At 60.9% G+C, this 16,354-nt stretch carries 19 protein-coding genes and 1 tRNA gene; 13 read left to right on the forward strand and 7 right to left on the reverse strand.

From position 1 onward, the window contains the following. Positions 1-23: 23 nt before the first annotated feature. Positions 24-344, forward strand: a complete 321-nt coding sequence (trxA, locus tag ACGHJ7_RS01010) for a thioredoxin (RefSeq protein ID WP_390473831.1) — start codon at positions 24-26, stop codon at positions 342-344. A gap of 7 nt (positions 345-351) precedes the next feature. Here trxA and ACGHJ7_RS01015 read toward each other — a convergent pair whose 3' ends face one another. Together ACGHJ7_RS01015 and argJ are read right to left on the reverse strand one after the other, a co-directional pair. Beyond that, positions 352-1,134 (reverse strand): inositol monophosphatase family protein, encoded by a 783-nt coding sequence (locus tag ACGHJ7_RS01015; protein ID WP_390474095.1) that lies wholly within the window; start codon positions 1,132-1,134, stop codon positions 352-354. Positions 1,135-1,163: 29 nt separating this feature from the next. Next, positions 1,164-2,390, reverse strand: coding sequence for a bifunctional glutamate N-acetyltransferase/amino-acid acetyltransferase ArgJ (gene argJ, locus ACGHJ7_RS01020; protein WP_390473833.1), 1,227 nt, complete (start codon positions 2,388-2,390; stop codon positions 1,164-1,166). Between the two features lie 58 nt (positions 2,391-2,448). Between argJ and ACGHJ7_RS01025 the strand changes: the two genes are divergently transcribed. From ACGHJ7_RS01025 to ACGHJ7_RS01035, 3 genes are all read left to right on the forward strand, one after another. Beyond that, complete coding sequence (locus ACGHJ7_RS01025; protein WP_390473835.1) at positions 2,449-2,757, forward strand: hypothetical protein; 309 nt, start codon at positions 2,449-2,451, stop codon at positions 2,755-2,757. A gap of 100 nt (positions 2,758-2,857) precedes the next feature. Next, positions 2,858-5,599, forward strand: a complete 2,742-nt coding sequence (gene secA, locus ACGHJ7_RS01030; protein WP_390473837.1) for a preprotein translocase subunit SecA — start codon at positions 2,858-2,860, stop codon at positions 5,597-5,599. Positions 5,600-5,637: 38 nt separating this feature from the next. Continuing rightward, positions 5,638-6,375: a sulfite exporter TauE/SafE family protein gene (locus tag ACGHJ7_RS01035; protein WP_390473839.1), complete on the forward strand. Its 738-nt coding sequence runs from the start codon at positions 5,638-5,640 to the stop codon at positions 6,373-6,375. Positions 6,376-6,395: 20 nt separating this feature from the next. On the opposite strand, the gene ACGHJ7_RS01040 is transcribed toward ACGHJ7_RS01035, so the two are convergent. After that, positions 6,396-6,734, reverse strand: coding sequence for a PilZ domain-containing protein (locus ACGHJ7_RS01040; RefSeq protein WP_390473841.1), 339 nt, complete (start codon positions 6,732-6,734; stop codon positions 6,396-6,398). Positions 6,735-7,244: 510 nt separating this feature from the next. On the opposite strand from ACGHJ7_RS01040, the gene ACGHJ7_RS01045 reads away from it, so the two are divergent. After that, positions 7,245-8,543 (forward strand): tyrosine-type recombinase/integrase, encoded by a 1,299-nt coding sequence (locus ACGHJ7_RS01045; protein WP_390473843.1) that lies wholly within the window; start codon positions 7,245-7,247, stop codon positions 8,541-8,543. Positions 8,544-8,549: 6 nt separating this feature from the next. On the opposite strand, the gene ACGHJ7_RS01050 is transcribed toward ACGHJ7_RS01045, so the two are convergent. Beyond that, positions 8,550-8,810 carry a DUF6953 family protein gene (locus tag ACGHJ7_RS01050; protein WP_390473845.1) on the reverse strand — a complete coding sequence of 87 codons (261 nt, stop codon included), beginning with the start codon at positions 8,808-8,810 and terminating at the stop codon, positions 8,550-8,552. Continuing rightward, the gene (locus ACGHJ7_RS01055) at positions 8,807-9,028 is read right to left on the reverse strand and encodes a DUF2158 domain-containing protein (protein WP_390473847.1); all 222 of its coding nucleotides are present in this window, start codon (positions 9,026-9,028) and stop codon (positions 8,807-8,809) included. Before ACGHJ7_RS01055 ends, ACGHJ7_RS01050 begins: the two co-directional genes overlap by 4 nt. A 263-nt stretch (positions 9,029-9,291) precedes the next feature. Between ACGHJ7_RS01055 and ACGHJ7_RS01060 the strand changes: the two genes are divergently transcribed. The 7 genes from ACGHJ7_RS01060 to ACGHJ7_RS01090 all read left to right on the forward strand — a co-directional run bounded on the left by ACGHJ7_RS01060 (position 9,292) and on the right by ACGHJ7_RS01090 (position 13,902). After that, the gene (locus ACGHJ7_RS01060) at positions 9,292-9,687 is read left to right on the forward strand and encodes a hypothetical protein (RefSeq protein WP_390473849.1); all 396 of its coding nucleotides are present in this window, start codon (positions 9,292-9,294) and stop codon (positions 9,685-9,687) included. 90 nt (positions 9,688-9,777) lie between these two features. Further along, complete coding sequence (locus tag ACGHJ7_RS01065; protein WP_390473850.1) at positions 9,778-9,957, forward strand: helix-turn-helix transcriptional regulator; 180 nt, start codon at positions 9,778-9,780, stop codon at positions 9,955-9,957. Between the two features lie 52 nt (positions 9,958-10,009). Beyond that, the gene (locus ACGHJ7_RS01070) at positions 10,010-11,533 is read left to right on the forward strand and encodes a phage/plasmid primase, P4 family (protein ID WP_390473852.1); all 1,524 of its coding nucleotides are present in this window, start codon (positions 10,010-10,012) and stop codon (positions 11,531-11,533) included. Positions 11,534-11,783: 250 nt separating this feature from the next. Next, positions 11,784-12,524, forward strand: coding sequence for a hypothetical protein (locus ACGHJ7_RS01075; RefSeq protein WP_390473854.1), 741 nt, complete (start codon positions 11,784-11,786; stop codon positions 12,522-12,524). A gap of 218 nt (positions 12,525-12,742) precedes the next feature. Beyond that, entirely contained in the window at positions 12,743-13,168 is a 426-nt protein-coding gene (locus tag ACGHJ7_RS01080; RefSeq protein ID WP_390473856.1) for a hypothetical protein, read from the forward strand. Then, entirely contained in the window at positions 13,169-13,504 is a 336-nt protein-coding gene (locus tag ACGHJ7_RS01085) for a hypothetical protein (RefSeq protein ID WP_390473858.1), read from the forward strand. Next, a complete protein-coding gene (locus ACGHJ7_RS01090) occupies positions 13,504-13,902 on the forward strand; it encodes a hypothetical protein (RefSeq protein WP_390473859.1) in 399 nt (132 codons plus the stop codon). Before ACGHJ7_RS01085 ends, ACGHJ7_RS01090 begins: the two co-directional genes overlap by 1 nt. Positions 13,903-13,988: 86 nt before the next feature. Here the strand turns inward: ACGHJ7_RS01090 and ACGHJ7_RS01095 are convergent. Both ACGHJ7_RS01095 and ACGHJ7_RS01100 read right to left on the reverse strand, forming a co-directional pair. Then, positions 13,989-14,063: transfer RNA gene (locus ACGHJ7_RS01095), tRNA-Asn, on the reverse strand. 105 nt (positions 14,064-14,168) lie between these two features. Further along, entirely contained in the window at positions 14,169-14,957 is a 789-nt protein-coding gene (locus tag ACGHJ7_RS01100) for an NAD kinase (RefSeq protein WP_390473861.1), read from the reverse strand. Between the two features lie 100 nt (positions 14,958-15,057). On the opposite strand from ACGHJ7_RS01100, the gene ACGHJ7_RS01105 reads away from it, so the two are divergent. Then, the gene (locus ACGHJ7_RS01105) at positions 15,058-16,350 is read left to right on the forward strand and encodes an EAL domain-containing protein (RefSeq protein ID WP_390473863.1); all 1,293 of its coding nucleotides are present in this window, start codon (positions 15,058-15,060) and stop codon (positions 16,348-16,350) included. Positions 16,351-16,354: the final 4 nt, after the last annotated feature.

A 16,354-nucleotide genomic window follows, 5' to 3' on the forward strand; every position in this document is an offset into this window, starting at 1 on the left:
GCAACACAGATTGGAGATTCCCCATGGCAACCACCGCCGTAACCGATGCAAGTTTCAAGTCCGACGTCCTTGAAAGCGATACGCCCGTGCTGGTCGATTTCTGGGCCGAATGGTGCGGCCCGTGCAAGATGATCGGCCCCTCGCTGGAGGAAATCAGCGACGAACTGGGTGATCGGATCAAGATTACCAAGATGGACATCATGGAAAACACCGACACGCCCAGCCAGCTCGGCGTGCGCGGCATTCCTTATCTCGCGCTCTACAAGGGCGGAGAGAAGGTGGCAGAAATGACTGGAGCCGCGCCGAAGAGCCAGCTGAAATCCTGGATCGAAGAGCAGCTGTAAGCTTCTCTTACCGGGTCCCTTCACGCAGCACTGCGACGAAGGCGTCCCACATCTCCGGTGACGATGCACCGACGAGCCCGGCTTTCCGGCCGGCCTTGTCGATGTCGTCCACACGGTAAGCCGATCCGTCGCCCCGGGCCGCCTTTCCTCCTGCTTCATTCAGGAACAGCACGCCTGCGGCATGGTCCCACGGCAATAAGCGTCTGAAGCTGGAGACGTCGTTCTGCCCCAGCGCGAGGCGCGGATATTGTTCTGCCGCGCAGCGGGGTATCTCGACCATTTCGTAATGCGGCGCCACCTTGAGCCGGGCGAACTCCTGCTGCTCCGGCGTCAGGAACATCATCGACATGGCGGCGACGGGTTTTTCCCGTCCAGCAGGCCGGGCATGGATCCGCTCCCCATCGACGAAGGCGCCGGTACAGCTATGCGCATGGCAGAACCGGCCTGTCAGGCAGTCCAGGATCCAGCCAGAGCGGCACAATCCGCCCTCGCTGCGGGCGATGATAATGCCGAAGGGCGGTTGACCGTGAGCGAAATTGTGCGTCCCGTCGATCGGATCGATGATCCAGCAATCGCCGGACAGCGCATCCATGATAGACGGATCGCCGTGAACGGCTTCCTCGCCGACAATGGCGGGACCGGCATCTATTGCCGCGAGTCCCTCCGCCAGCATGATTTCCGCCTCGCGGTCGGCAATCGTCACGAGGTCGTCGGCTGCCTTTTCGACGATCTGGCTGTCCGACAGGTTGCGATAGCGCGGCAGGATGGCCTGCTCGGTCACGCGGCGCATCAGCGCCTCGATATGCGCGTCCAAGGCGCTCACGAGCGATAGTCGGCGTTGATGGCGATGTATCCGTTGGTGAGATCGCACGTCCAGACGGTGGACCGGCCATCACCGATGCCCAGATCGACCTCGACCGTGATCTCGTCGCCCTTCAGATGCCGCGCCAGGGGCGTCTCGTCGAAGTCGTCGACCGGCTGGCCATTGCGCGCAGCCCAGTGGCCTCCGAACCCGATCGACAGCCTGTCGCGGTCCGCCGGTTCGCCCGCCTTTCCGACGGCCATGACCACGCGGCCCCAATTGGCATCCTCACCGGCAATCGCAGTCTTTACCAGCGGCGAATTGGCGATGGAGAGCCCGACGATGCGCGCGCTCTCGTTGCTGCTGGCGCCTGTGACCGAGATCGCGATGAATTTCGACGCCCCTTCGCCGTCTCGTACGACGGCCTGCGCCATGTCGCGGCATACCGCTTCCAGTGCGGCGACGAAGGCATCTGCGCCTGCGTCCTCCCAACCGGCAATCGTGTCGTTTCCTGCCTTGCCGGTGGCGAAGACCATGACCGTGTCGCTGGTGGACGTATCGCCGTCGACCGTAATGCAGGAATAGGTGCGCGCATTGATGGCTTCCAGCGCCTGTTGCAGGAAGGCCGGGGCGACTGCCGCGTCGGTAAAGACATATCCCAGCATCGTCGCCATGTCGGGAGCGATCATCCCGCTGCCCTTGATGATCCCGCACAGTTCCACGCGGGCTTCGCCGATCATCGCGGACGCGTGCGATCCCTTCGCAAACGTATCCGTGGTGGAAATCGCGAGCGCCGCGTCTTCCCAGCTGCACCGAGGCGCATCGAAGACCGCATCGAGACCGGCGTCCGCCACGTCGATAGGGAGGGGAACGCCGATGACCCCGGTGGAAGATACGAACACTTGCTCGGCGGCGCAGCCGAGGTGGCCGGCGACCTTCGCGGCGATCCGCTCCACCGCTTCGCGGCCCCTGTATCCGGTGAAGGCGTTGGAATTGCCCGCGTTCACGATCAGGGCCCGCGCGGCCCCTTGCGCGACCTGTGCACGGCCCAGTTCCACCTCGGTGGATGCGCAGGCGCTTTTCGTAAAGACCCCTGCAACGCTGGTCCCTTCGGCCAGTTCGGCAAAGGTCAGGTCGGCGCGGTCCCAGTCCTTGTACCCCGCACGCACGGTGCGCAGCGTCACCCCGCCGATCGACGGCATTTCGGGGAAGGGTAGGGCGAGCGGGGAGCGTTCCAGGTCCATGATGCAGCCGCGTTATGCCAGCCGTGGCCAAGTTTCCAGAGCGCTGGCGGCATGATACATGGACTTGCAACCATTCCATGCCTATCTGGACCGCACCATGCTTCGCCGCTTCCTGACCCTGCTTGCCATGCTGACCGGTTTCGCGGTTCTGGCTGCGCCTGTGCAGGCCCGGCAAGCTCCGGAAGCGGCCGCTGCGTGCGAGGCGGTCGAAGCGGCCATGGCGACGGACGTCGCTGCGACGTATGGCATTGAGATTTCGAGCGTTACCGCTGGACGGGGTGCTCCGATCGCGCTTCCGCTGCCGGTAATCGACACGCTGCGGCTCGCGCCGACGGTGGCGCTGCGGATCGACCGCTCCCGCGAATAAACTGGCCGTTCGCTTTTTCCAGCGAGGCCCCCCGCGCGCCTGCCCGATGGCGCGCATCTTCATCCCGTTTCCATACAGATTTCACGCCAGGTAGGCTCTCATGTTCCAGAATCTCGCGAAGTCGCTCTTCGGCTCGTCCAATGACCGCTACGTCAAATCGCTCAGCAAGATCGTCAACCAGATCAACGCGCTGGAAGACGATGTAAAGGCGCTCAGCGACGCCGAACTCCAGGGCCAGACCCAGAAGTTCCGCGACCTGCTGGCGGACGGCAAGACGCTTGACGACATCCTTCCCGAAGCGTTCGCCACCGTGCGCGAGGCCTCGATGCGCGTGCTGGGCATGCGGCATTTCGATGTTCAGATGATCGGCGGCATCGTCCTGCATCGCGGCGAGATTGCCGAAATGCGCACGGGCGAGGGCAAGACGCTGGTCGCGACGCTGGCGACCTATCTCAACGCGATCGAGGGCAAGGGCGTCCACGTCGTCACCGTGAACGACTATCTCGCCCGCCGCGACGCGGAATGGATGGGGCAGCTATACAGCTGGCTTGGCCTGACGGTCGGGGTTATCGTGCCCAATATCGCCGAGCCGGAACGCCGGGCCGCCTACGAGGCGGACATCACCTACGGCACGAACAACGAGTTCGGCTTCGACTATCTGCGCGACAACATGAAGCACGAGCGCAGCCAGATGGTCCATCGGCCCTTCAACTTCGCCATCGTCGACGAGGTCGATTCGATCCTGATCGACGAGGCCCGTACCCCGCTCATCATCTCCGGTCCTACCGAGGACAAGACGGACATGTATGTCACGATCGACGAGATCGTGAAGAAGATCGATCCAGAGTGGTACGAGGCGGACGAGAAGACGAAGAACATCAGCTGGACCGAAGACGGCGCGGAGGCGATCGAGCAGCTTCTGGCCGATAGCGGCGTGCTGGAAACCGACAATCTCTACGACGTCGAGAACACGCAGGTCGTTCACCACCTCGACCAGGCGCTGAAAGCGAACATCATGTTCAAGCGCGATACGGATTACATCGTGAAGGACGACAAGGTCGTCATCATCGACGAATTCACCGGGCGCATGATGGATGGCCGTCGCTGGTCCAACGGCCTGCATCAGGCCGTGGAGGCGAAAGAGGGCGTGAAGATCGAGCCCGAGAACCAGACCATGGCCTCGATCACCTTCCAGAACTATTTCCGCATGTATCCGAAGCTGTCGGGCATGACGGGTACGGCCGCGACGGAGGCGGGCGAATTCTGGGACATCTACAAGATGAACGTGGTCGAGATCCCGACCAATGTCCCGGTCCAGCGGATCGACGAGGACGACGAATTCTACAAGAACACGATCGACAAGTTCAAGGCGATTGCCCGCGCCATCGCCGAGAAGAGCGAGACCGGGCAGCCGACGCTGGTCGGGACCGTCTCGATCGAGAAATCCGAATTGCTGAGCAAGTTCCTCGACGAGGAAGGCGTGAAGCACTCCGTCCTCAATGCCCGCTTCCATGAAAGCGAGGCGCATATCGTGGCGCAGGCCGGCCGTCTGGGCGCAGTGACCATTGCGACCAACATGGCAGGCCGCGGCACCGACATCCAGCTGGGCGGCAATGTCGAATTTCGCGTCGAGGACGAGCTGAAGGACATGCCCGAAGGCGCCGTCCGCGATGCGGCAATCGCGCGCATCAGAGAAGAAGTTGCAGCGGAGCGCGAGCAGGTGCTGCAGGCAGGCGGACTGTTCGTCCTGGGTACGGAACGCCACGAAAGCCGCCGGATCGACAACCAGCTGCGTGGTCGCTCGGGCCGCCAGGGCGACCCCGGCCTCTCGCGCTTCTATCTCTGCCTCGAAGACGACCTTCTGCGCATCTTCGGGCCGGACACGCTATTCGCCCGGATGATGAATTCGAACCTCGAGGACGGCGAGGCTATCGGCTCCAAATGGCTGTCAAAAGCCATCGAGACGGCACAGAAGAAGGTCGAGGCACGCAATTACGACGTGCGCAAGCAGGTCGTCGAATACGATGACGTGATGAACGACCAGCGCAAGGTTATCTACGAACAGCGCGCCGACATCATGGATGCCGATGCGGTGGATGAAGTCGTGGTCGATATGCGCCACGACACCATCAACGCGATCGTCGGCAATGCCTGTCCTCCGGGTTCCTATCCCGAGCAATGGGATATCGAGGGGCTGAAGGAGAGGACCACGGAAGTTCTCGGCCTGACGCCCGACATCGATGCATGGCTGGAAGAGGACCAGGTCGAGCCCGAGATTATCGAGGAACGCCTTCAGAAACTGGCCGACGAAAAGATGGAAGCGAAGATCGCCGCCACCGATCCGTCGATCTGGAAACGGGTGGAGAAGGGCATCCTGCTGGACCGGCTCGATCACCACTGGAAGGAGCACCTCGCCACGCTGGATGCGCTTCGCCAGGTAATCTGGATGCGCGGCATCGCCCAGAAACAGCCGATCAACGAATACAAGCAGGAGGCATTCGGCCTGTTCGAAGGCCTGCTCGACACGCTGCGCGAGGATGTCACGAGTATCCTGATGAAGAGCGAACTTCGCGCAGCTCCCCAGCCGGAAGCGCTGCCCGAACTGCCCGAGTTCCTGACCGGTCACATCGATCCGCTGACGGGCCTCGACAACAGCAATGACGGCGACGGCTCCGCATCGCAGGCAGAGACGTTCGGATCTCTGGCCGGCTCCGCAAGAGCTGGTGCGTCATCGGGCGGCGCGGCGGTCAATCCCTATGCCGGACAGGACATTCCGCGCAATTCGCCGTGTCCCTGCGGTTCGGGCAACAAGTACAAGCATTGCCACGGGGCGCTGGCCTGATCCTGCCTGTTTGCGAGATGCAGCGGTAGGGCCGGACGATGCTCTGGCTCGCCGCTGCTTTCTTCCTGACGGCCCTGCTGTATGCATCCGTCGGCTTCGGTGGAGGCTCGACCTATAGCGCGCTGCTTGCACTGGCAGGTTTCGATTTCCGGCTGCTTCCGGTCCTTTCCCTGCTGTGCAACCTTGTCGTGGTTGTCGGCAGTTCAATACGTTTTGCTCGTGCAAAAATAACACCGTGGAAGGGCGCACTGCTGCTGACGGGCCTGGCCGCTCCCGCGGCGTTTCTCGGTGGACTGACGCCGATCCAAGAAGGGGCATTTTTCCTGCTGCTCGGGGTGAGCCTGATCTTCGCGGGGCTGCTTTTGTTCGTCCCACGAAGCGACACCGATGGAGAGGCAACAAAGATCGGTCGGTTCGTCCCGCTTGCAGCAATCCCGCTCGGCTACCTTTCCGGTCTCGTCGGTATCGGAGGAGGAATTTTTCTCGCGCCGCTATTGCACCTCGTTCGCTGGAATTCGGCGCGGGCGATTGCCGCGACGGCCAGCCTCTTCATTCTCGTCAATTCGGCTTTCGGACTTGCCGGCCAGCTCCTGAAAAACGGGACCGCATTGCTGGTGGAGGCTGCGGGGTTCGGGCTACCCCTGATGGTCGCGGTGGTCGTGGGCGGGCAGATCGGCAGCCTGCTGGCCCTTCGCCTGTTCCCGGCCACCGCGATCCGCGCCCTGACAGCCATTCTCACGATGTGGGTGGGCGCACGGCTTCTTCTTGCAGGGTAGGCCGGGCGCCATGCAGAGCGTTACCAGTTGCTGAGACCACCGCCGAGCGAGTTCTCTGCCGTTTCGGACTGCGACCGCTTCAAATGGTCGAACACTGCCACGTGGATCGCGTCGCGAAATTCGACCCCGACATGGAACTGGTTGGTCCAGCGTACGATCGCCGCAATCGGGCCAACGCTGCCAAGCGTGAGAAGAAGGTTCTCACCCACTTCCAGCCGGCAGAACTTGTCGAAAAACTGGCAACCCTGGAGGTTCAGATCCTTGAAATGGACATCGCGGGGGTTTCCCCGTCCATTTCGATAGGAACCCCATAGGCTGATCGGCTCGCGAGCAAGCTCGCGCCGTCCTATGTCTGTCATGCGATACCCGGTTCTTTTTCGTTTTGTTTTATGGGCACGCTGTAGCTGTCATAGGCGGCCGTAAAAACCACATATGATAAGAATCAGTTTTATTTCTGTAGCTTACCTCTTTGCGACGCCGGGTGGTCGCAGAGACACAACCAGGAGATGCAAAGAAGGCTGGATATCCGCGCTACACACGGGCCGTATTAAGAGGGGAAGAGCTTCCGCCGGTCGGCGAAACCGCATCGCGCAGGGATCGCTGTTCAGAAGGCTGGAAAAAGTGGCTCCCCGAGTTTGAGGCATGGGGGTGTTTCAGCGGTTGTCAGATGACCCCCCCGGCCCCCTTCGCGATCGGACTATGAGTGTCGCTCCAAGATGAGTCGCGCATAATTATCCGAATGAAAACAGGTATATCGTGCCGATCTGACGCAATTCGTCCGATAATCGCCCGGCTCCAAAACCTGTCGCAATCGTGGTTACACTCCACAAATTAGTCGCAATTATTTTGTGGGGCGCTATGTGGGGCAGATGCCAAAGATAGCAAAACCGCTCGCTGCCCTTGAAGTGTCCCGCTTGTCGCATCCCAAGGGAAAGTCGTCCAAACACCTGCACCCTGTCGGGACCGTGCCAGGGCTATGCTTGCAGACTACGGCGGGCGGCGGACGATCATGGGTGCTGCGCGTGAAGGTCGGGACGAAGCGGCGCGACATGGGATTGGGCAGCTATCCAGCCGTCCCGCTCGCCAAGGCGCACGAGGATGCGCGCGAGATACGAGATGCCATCAGTTCGGGACGCGATCCTGTCGCTGAAAAGCGCGAAGCCCGAGCGGCGCTGATCGCAAAGCAGATGCGCGACCTGACATTTGCCCAAGCGGTCGACCGCTACATGGAAACGGGCCGCATGGCGAAGCTGCGCCACGATTGGCAGCGCGACGAATGGCGGACTACGCTGGAAACGTATGCGGTCCCCGTGATCGGAAAGATGCTGGTCGACGATATAGGCCTGCCAGACGTGAAGCGGGTGCTGGAACCGATCTGGCAGGACAAGAACGCAACGGCGGTGAAGGTGCGCGGTCGCATCGAGTCCGTATTGGCATGGGCTATCGATGCAGGACACCGGCAGGATGCTGCCAATCCCGCGTCCAAGGGGGCGCTCAAACAATGGATCGACGATCAGGGCGGCGCAATTGTCACAAGCCGTCCCCATGTCCCTGTCGACCGCATGGCCGCGTGGTTAGCCGCTGCGGCCGATCAGGACGGTATGGCGGCTGTCGCGCTTCGCTTCCTCGCTTTGACCGCAGTACGGGTCGACAACGTAGCAGGTGCGACGTGGAGCGAGATCGACCGCGAGGCGCGGGTGTGGACGATACCGGCGGCTCGCATGAAGGGCAGGGCAAAGGATCGTCGCGAGCACCGTGTCCCGCTATCCGACGCTGCGTTGGCGCTAATCGACGGGCTGGAGCGGCGCGAGGGCGTAGATCTGTTGTTCCCATCGCCGCGCGATAAGGAATTGACGAACGCTGCAATCGGCAAAGCGATGCGGACGATCCACGAAAAGGACAGCGCGGGATTCGTTGACAAGGACTCAGGTCTGCCAGCGGTGCCGCATGGGCTGCGCGCATCGTTCAAGACGTGGGGCAAGGGCAAGTTTTCGCGCGACCTGATCGAAACTGCATTGGCGCATAAAATCGGATCAAAGACCGAACAAGCCTATGATCGCGGCGATGCGTTGGACGAACGCCGTCCTATTATGCAAGCATGGTCGGATTGGTGCAGCGGTCGCGCGTCGGACGGCAACGTAGTGCCTATGGCGCGGGGCGTGGCATGATCGGCGCTATTGCTGTCGGCCCGGCTGATCGCTTTCAAGTCGGTCACGCCAACACTTTTCCCGCCGATCATACACAATGTCAGGCAGACGCTTACGAAACTGTTTCAAAGCATCTTTCGCAACACACAGGTTTGCAGATTTATCGAAGTACGTCTGTCCGCTCTCAGCATGAAGAAGGCAGGACGCCACGTAGTCCTGATACAAAACATGATTGAAAAGTAGATATTGCTCTTCCATCCATTGTGCGGCTTGATCGGAGGTCATCATTTTTTCGGAGGTTCGTAGGTCTTTAAGACGTGCTCGCCGTAGTACTCAAACTCAGGATTTGCGCCTTTCTGCCAAACGCATCGATAAAGATGCTTTTGGTGTGAAGTTCGTGGTCCGTCATCGAATGGACAAAGGTCTACTGTCATCGGGACGCCACCTGATTTGAGTGCGACTATATCACCCTTTTTAAATGCATTTGCCAAGTTTCGAACTCCCATGACAACGATTCAATCCAAAAGAGATTGACTGCGGCAGCCTACTGACTCACCTTCACGAAGTCTAACTGAATTAGAGGCAACGCGAGCCGCACATGATAATGGACCTAACCTTCCTCCGTGCTGTCCGGGCCGCTGCATCAAGCGGTCGATGCGAGCGGCTGGAAGGGACATTCCTGCGCGCTTTAAGGGCAGCTGCGAAAGGTTGGTCCGAACCGCTGGACGTGATCGTTCGCAGCAGATTGCTTACGCAAGGCGAGCGTGAGTTGCTGACCGTGCTGGACGCGATGTTGCAGTACGGAACCACGCTTGGACCTAGCGAGCGCGAGACGCTGGATCAGTTGGACCGTGGCGAGTTGCGGCCCGTGAGCGGAAGGGGCGGCGCGTTCTCGCCAGTCGAACAACGCTCCTATGCCGCACGCTACCTTGCAGGGGGATCCAATGAGTCAGTGATGGCCGAACTTACAACGGAAACCGGCATGGATCGAACCACGATACTGGATTGGGTTCGCCCATTGCGCTCCACTCTCCAGCGCGCGCCGGACCCTCATCTTGTCCTGCGCGCGATCATCGATCCCCATGCCGAAGCGACGGCGATCCGGGAGCGGGTGGATTCAGCAAACCGGGCCGTGCTGGAGAATTTGCCTTGCGAACCTGAATGAGCGGATAGAGTATTCCAACCGCGAAACTGTCGCATCCGGTCGCAATCTGGTTAAATTGAGCGTCACCTAACGCAATTGAGGTGACGAATAATGCTGCAGACTGTCGATCAGGTCGCTGAAAAGCTGACTATCTCTCGGGCCACAGTTTGGCGCTACACGCGCAGCGACCCGCAATTCCCGAAACCGATCAAGCTGTCACCTGGTTGCGCTCGCTGGCGCGCGGACGAGGTGGATCAATGGCTGGCCACGCGCGAGCGCGCATGCGCTTGATATGAAAAAGCCCGGCTCGCCGTTGGCGCGGCTGCCGGGCTGGGATCGTGTGATGACAGAACTTACCACGGGGGAGGGCGTCCCGCAATCATCGTCCGAAATCACGGTCGCCACATTGCAAAAGGCGGTTGTGAGCGCACCGGCAACCGAACCGGACCGTTCCGCGCGCTTGTGCGCCATCGCAGCGGCGGCCGGCACGTTGTCGGCGATCGAATGCGAGTCCGTGCTCGCCTTCATGAAGAACGTGACAGGCATGTCGATCGGCGCGCTGCGAAGCGAGGCGGCGAAGAGTAGCAGGCGCGGTGACGATCACCTTGCCCATGCCCGCAAAACGATCAAGGCAATCGGTCCTGAGAACATCCTGTTTGCCGAGTCCTATCTTTGGCGATGGGAAGGCACCGTATGGCGAAGGCGCGACGATATCGCGGTCTCGCAAGAGGTGATCGCCACGCTCAGTGCGAGCAACGAAAAGATCACGAACGCGCTTGTCGAAAGCGTTACCGGGCTGATCCGCAAAGAAGCGTTCCGGCCCGATCATCGGTTCAACATTGGCAATCCCGAGGTGGTGAATACGCTGACCGGCGAACTGGAATTGACCGCCCGTGGATGGATCCAGCAACCGCACCGGCGCGAGCACTACAGGACCACGCTTGTCCCCGTGCGATACGATCCGACGGCTCAGGCGCCGCTTTTCTGGCAATTCCTCTATGACGTGTTCCGAGACGATTCCGATCGGGACGCAAAAGTCGCCGTGGTGCTCGCCCTGATCGGCTACACACTAATGGCACATGCCAGGCACGAGAAATTCGTCCTGTTGATCGGCAATGGTGCGAACGGCAAGTCGGTCCTGTTGCGGGTGATTGAGGCGCTGGTCGGGCGGGACAACGTAGCGGGCGTGAAGCCGTCGCAATTCGACAATAAGTGGCAACGCGCGCACTTGCATATGAAGCTGGCCAACATCGTTAGCGAATTGCCCGAGGGGAAGGTGATCGCAGACGATGAATTGAAGGCGATCGTCTCGAGCGAGATTAGCACCGTAGAGCGAAAGAACCGCGACCCGTTCGACATGCGGGCATTCGCGACGTGCTGGTTCGGTACGAACCACATGCCGCACACGCGCGACTTTTCCGATGGCCTGTATCGTCGGGCGGTGATTGTGCCGTTCAATCGGCAATTTGGCGAGCACGAGCAGGACGAGCAGCTAGCCGACAAGCTGATCGCCGAATTGCCGGGCATCTTGAACCTTGCGCTGCATTACTACGCCCACGCATCGCGGCACGGCTTCACGCTACCGCCATCGTCCATTGCAGCAAGAGAGGAATGGCGGCGCGAGGCCGATCAGGTCCGTTCCTTCATTGCCGAGCGTTGCGAGATGGACCCGGCTGGCGAGATCACGTTGGCCGACCTTTATCTCAATTTCGAGATATGGGCGCGGCGATCAGGCGTCCGCAACATCGTCGGGAAGGTCCAATTCGGCAAGCGCATCCGGGGACAGGGTTTTAGCAGCAAACACAATGACGGGACGTGGATCACGGGCCTGCGGTGGAAGCCCGATATTGGAACGAACGGAACGTAAAATCCGCCACGCCCCGGCATTGTTTGGGAGTGCACCCTGACTCTATGGGTAAACATATGGAAAAGCGTTCCGTTCGTTCCAATGACGGATAAGTTGCAGTAATTGTATGCAATACGATTGTGATTACTGACGGTTTATGAAATAATGCACAAACTTACCGCTATGAACGATTTATAAAATGACGATTTTCGTCTTGACATGTAATTATGGGCATTCATGATGTCGTCCTATTAGCAGGAGAATTGACATTATGGCTCAAGTTACACGTCAAGAAACACCACGCGGTCCGGTCTATTCGTACGCTGCCGCGTCCTTCCACTCACCGGACGAAATGCCAGGATTGGGTAGCCCCACGCTCCGCAGCAATTTCGACAATCTGGTAAAGCGCGAAGCAGAACTGCACGGCGATTATCTGGAGGATCGGATCCCGGCGATGCGTCGCGAAGGCATGGGTCCGACGATTTATCGGGCGGCGGGTCAAGCGATCGACGACGCGCGAGACGAGGCGAGCCGGGCGATCGCGGCCGATCTGCGCGCTAAGGAACCGGCGATTGAAATCGACGCGGCGGAAGCTGTCGAAATTCGCTCAGCCGTCCGTTCGATGGATCCGGGCCAACAGGCGCGCTTCATCCAAGACGCTACGCTTCCCGAACTGATTGCCATTGTCGGCACCGGTAACAAAGTGCCGATGCAGCCGGATATGTTCGATCTGGCCATGCAAAGATATATGGTGGAGAACCATATTGAACGCGCGGCCATCGCTGCCAGCAACCCCGCTCAACCGACCTTGGACCGGATCATCGCCACGGGTAGCGATCGCGCCGCCACGCTGGCAGAGGCGACGGAAGCGGTCGATCGGCACAAGGCCAAGGTGGCAGCAGCAGATGACTATGAGCGTGTGGCGCAAAGCATGATCGCGTTCATCGCGGCCATTTTCGATCAGAGCGCAGAGCAAGTGCTCGATAGCGTTATTGGACGGGCAGATGGCTAGACCGATGCGGTTTGCCGGCCAGACAGTTTATTTGCGGACCGCTCCGACGCTACCGGCTGGCGAGGTGTACCGTTCGCTCAATATCTCCCGACAACGCGCGCACATGCTCCGCAGGAACCGCCGGTTTCCCCGGTCCATCGCGGGGGAGATCGAGACGGCGGCTTTGGTCGCATGGCTGCGTCGGTTCGATTGTACCGTCAAATTCGTGTGAGGTGACAATGACACAATCAACCGAACTCGAACGGACTAAATCGGAGCCTTGGCGCAAACCCGATGGGACGTTCGGTCCTGGCAATCCCGGCAAGCCAAAAGGCGCTCGCCATCGATTCAATAAGGCCGTCCTAGATCGATTGGGCGGATTGACCGACAAGGCGATGGCAACGCTCGAACGCAAGCTGGATGAAGGCGAGTTGAAAGCCGCGACCTTTGTGTTGGCACGCTTCCTGCCATCGGAGCGCGTGGTCGACGTGGCAGCGGAACCGCACGAAATTGCCGATGCGATCGGAGAGGGTGAACTGACCGTTCAAGAATCCAATCGATTGGCTCAGGCTGTAAAGACGCTGAAGGAAGCGGCGGGCGTAGACGAGATGCGCGCGCGCCTAGATGAGATCGAAGCGTTGCTGACCGCACAGGGGCGGTCCTAAATGTCGCGCCGATCGATCGACAGCCGCATGGATCGGATCGTCGACCGATTGCTTCCGCCGGGCAGCATGGCACGTCGCGAATATCGACTGCCGGATGCGATGAAAGCCGCGCTCGCTATTCATCGACAGGAAAGCGCGCGGATAATTGCCCGGTTCGAAAAACCCGGCAGTTGGTACGAAGCGCATTTGGAAAATGATCCGACCGCAGCAATTCCAGAGATGCCCCGCCAGTTGCGCGAGGCGTTAGGATTAGTCGACCCGCCCGTCATCACCGATCGGCACACGGACAACGATGCAGCGGCTGCATGGGATCGATTTAGGGAAGGGGACCGGTGATGTGGGCAGCGATGGTGAGCGAACCGGCGATGGTCCTAATTGTAAAGCCCGGCTCGGGCGTTTGGCGCCTGTCCCGTGCCCAATTCAAGCGAACGCTCGGGTCGTGGCGACGGTTCGGCAAAGCGCGCGACATGGGCGCGTTGTTCGACGCCGATCATTTGGAGTTCGATCCGGACGAAAGGCGCGAGACGATTCGGCGCGATGTGCTGGGCCGTCCATACCTGTCGGTCGGTCCATCGTTTGTGACGCTGTACGTACTGGCAAAAGGCGGCTCAGATGACCTTTATCGCGATATGGACGATCTGTTCGTCTATCGAGACGACGCCGATCGCGCCGCTCGGGCCGTTGCGCGCGAGGCAATCAGATGCGGCGCGACACTAGAGGAAGTTCCGGCTTAACCGCTTAGCGAGATGTGGGGCGCTTTGTGGGGCGCGGCGCGCCAAGCCATCTAACGCACTGACTTTTCGTCATAAAATGTTGAAAATGGCTCCCCGAGTTGGATTCGAACCAACGACCAAGTGATTAACAGTCACCTACTCTACCGCTGAGCTATCGGGGAGCAGCCCGACAGGCAGACGGGGCCTATATGGGGCGGGGATTCCTTTGGCAAGGGGGCTTTGCCGGGAAAATGCACTTGTTTTCGTGGATGCTCCGGGTGCGGCGTTCAGGTCACGAATTGCTCCGCGACGATCCGTTCGTCGAGAGAGTGTCCGCGGTCGAACAGCAAGGTCAGTTCCTGCTCTCGCGAAATAGAAATGCACACCTGTGCCACGTCGCGAAACTCCGTCTGGTCTGCTACCACGGCAACCGGGCGTTTGTCCGGTTCCCTGACCCGGAAGATCACGTCATTGCGTTCCGGCAGCACGGCCCCGCGCCACCTGCGGGGCCTGAAGGCGCTGATGGGGGTGAGGGCGATGAGCTGGGAATCAAGCGGCAGGATCGGGCCGTTGGCCGAGAGGTTGTAGGCTGTCGAACCTGCGGGCGTCGCGACGAGCACTCCGTCGCAAACCAGTTCCTGTATCCGGACCTTGCCGCTGACCTCGACCTCGATCTTCGCGGTCTGGCGCGTTTCGCGCAGCAGCGAGACTTCGTTGATCGCGAAGCGGGTCTGTATGCTGCCGTCCTGACCGGTGGCCTCCATGCGCAATGGCGCGATTGCGCGTGCGCTTGCCCTGTTCACCGCGGCGAGCAGGTCCGGGCGCTTGCGGGACTTGTTCATCAGGAACCCGACTGTGCCCATGTTGATGCCGTATACCGGCTTCACATCGCCTGCATCGAGCATCTGGTGCAGCGTTTGCAGCATGAAGCCGTCGCCGCCCAGCACGACGATCGCATCGGCTTCGTCCGGGGTCACGAAATCGTATATCCCGGAAAGCTCCGAAGCCGCCTCGCGCGCACGCTCGGAATCCACGGCAAGCAGTGCCAGCCGTGTAAACTCGTGCGAACCGCTCATCTCTCTCTCCGAATTCCAAAATCTGTTGCGCCGTCCCATAAGATGACGCCCGCGTCAAAGACCAGAGATTTGCCGGCGGACCGTCGCTAGGGCTAGGCAGATGAACGAGATGGCCGCAATCGAAAGAGATATGCTGACAGGCCTGCCCGGCCGGGCGGCGTCGCTGGCGCGGCTCGACGAATGGCTGGCGGGATCGGGGCCGCCCGTTCACGCGATGGTCCTGAGCCTGGGGCGCTTCGAAACCGTCAATCTCGCATATGGCGAAGCGGCAGGTGACGGAGCGCTCGCCGAGATCGCGCGCCGCCTCGTGCACTTTGCAGAAGACGAGTTCGAGCTGTCCAACTGGATCGCCGCGCGGCTCGGCGGCGGAAAGTTCCTTCTCGCCCTGTGGGAAGAATGCACGCGCGAGCGCTGGCAATGGCTTGGCGAGGCACTGGCCGATGCGGTCGCGCTGCCGATTGCTGCGGTCGAGGCGGATGTGAGCCTGCGTCTTTGGCCACGCATCGCCCTGATCCGCGCGGCGGGCGGCGAGGATGCACAGGCAGTCCTGGACCGGCTCGCGGAAGCTCTCGGGCAGATGAAGGGTGATCCCGGACGCCGCATCACGTGGATCGACCGGTCGCACGTCCCCATCGGCATCAGCGGCGCGCAGCTCGAAGCGGACCTGATCGGCGCGATGGCTCGCGACGAGATAGAGCTTCGCTTCCAGCCGCAATATTCCCTGCCCGACGACAGGCTGGTCGGGGCGGAGGCGCTCGCGCGCTGGAATCATCCGGCGCTCGGTCAGATCGGTGCGGGGACGCTGTTTGCCATTGCGCAGCGCGCGGACCAGACCTCGGCCCTGTCGCGCCATGTCGCCGAGCGCGCGCTGGAACACGCGGGCCGCTGGCCGGAGGCGATGAAGCTCTCGCTCAACGTGACGCCGTCCGACGTGGCTGCCGCCGGTTTCGCATCGGAGTTTCTCACGCTGGTTGCGAAGACCGGCCTGGAGCGGTCGCGGTTGACGCTGGAAATCACCGAGCAGGTCCTGCTGGGCGACGTGGATGCAGCGGCGAAGGTCCTGGCCCGGCTCCATGCTGCGGGAATCGCGATCGCGCTGGATGATTTCGGGGCGGGTTTCTGTAACTTCCGGTACCTGAAAGTCCTGCCCTTGCGATTGTTGAAGCTGGACCGCGCAATGGTGGACGGGATCGCCGACGATCCTCGCGATGTAGAGGTCCTCAAAGCCATCATCGCCATGGCGCGCGCGCTCGATCTGACCGTCGTCGCGGAAGGGATCGATAGCGCGGACAAGCGCGCCATCGCCGAGCGGGAAGGCTGTGCGATCTACCAGGGATTTCTGAAGAGCCGGCCGATCAGGCCGGACGACTTCCTGGCTCTCGTTCGCCGATAGCCGC

Source organism: Altererythrobacter sp. MTPC7 (assembly GCF_042851395.1).
Classification (GTDB): Bacteria; Pseudomonadota; Alphaproteobacteria; order Sphingomonadales; family Sphingomonadaceae; genus CAJXSN01.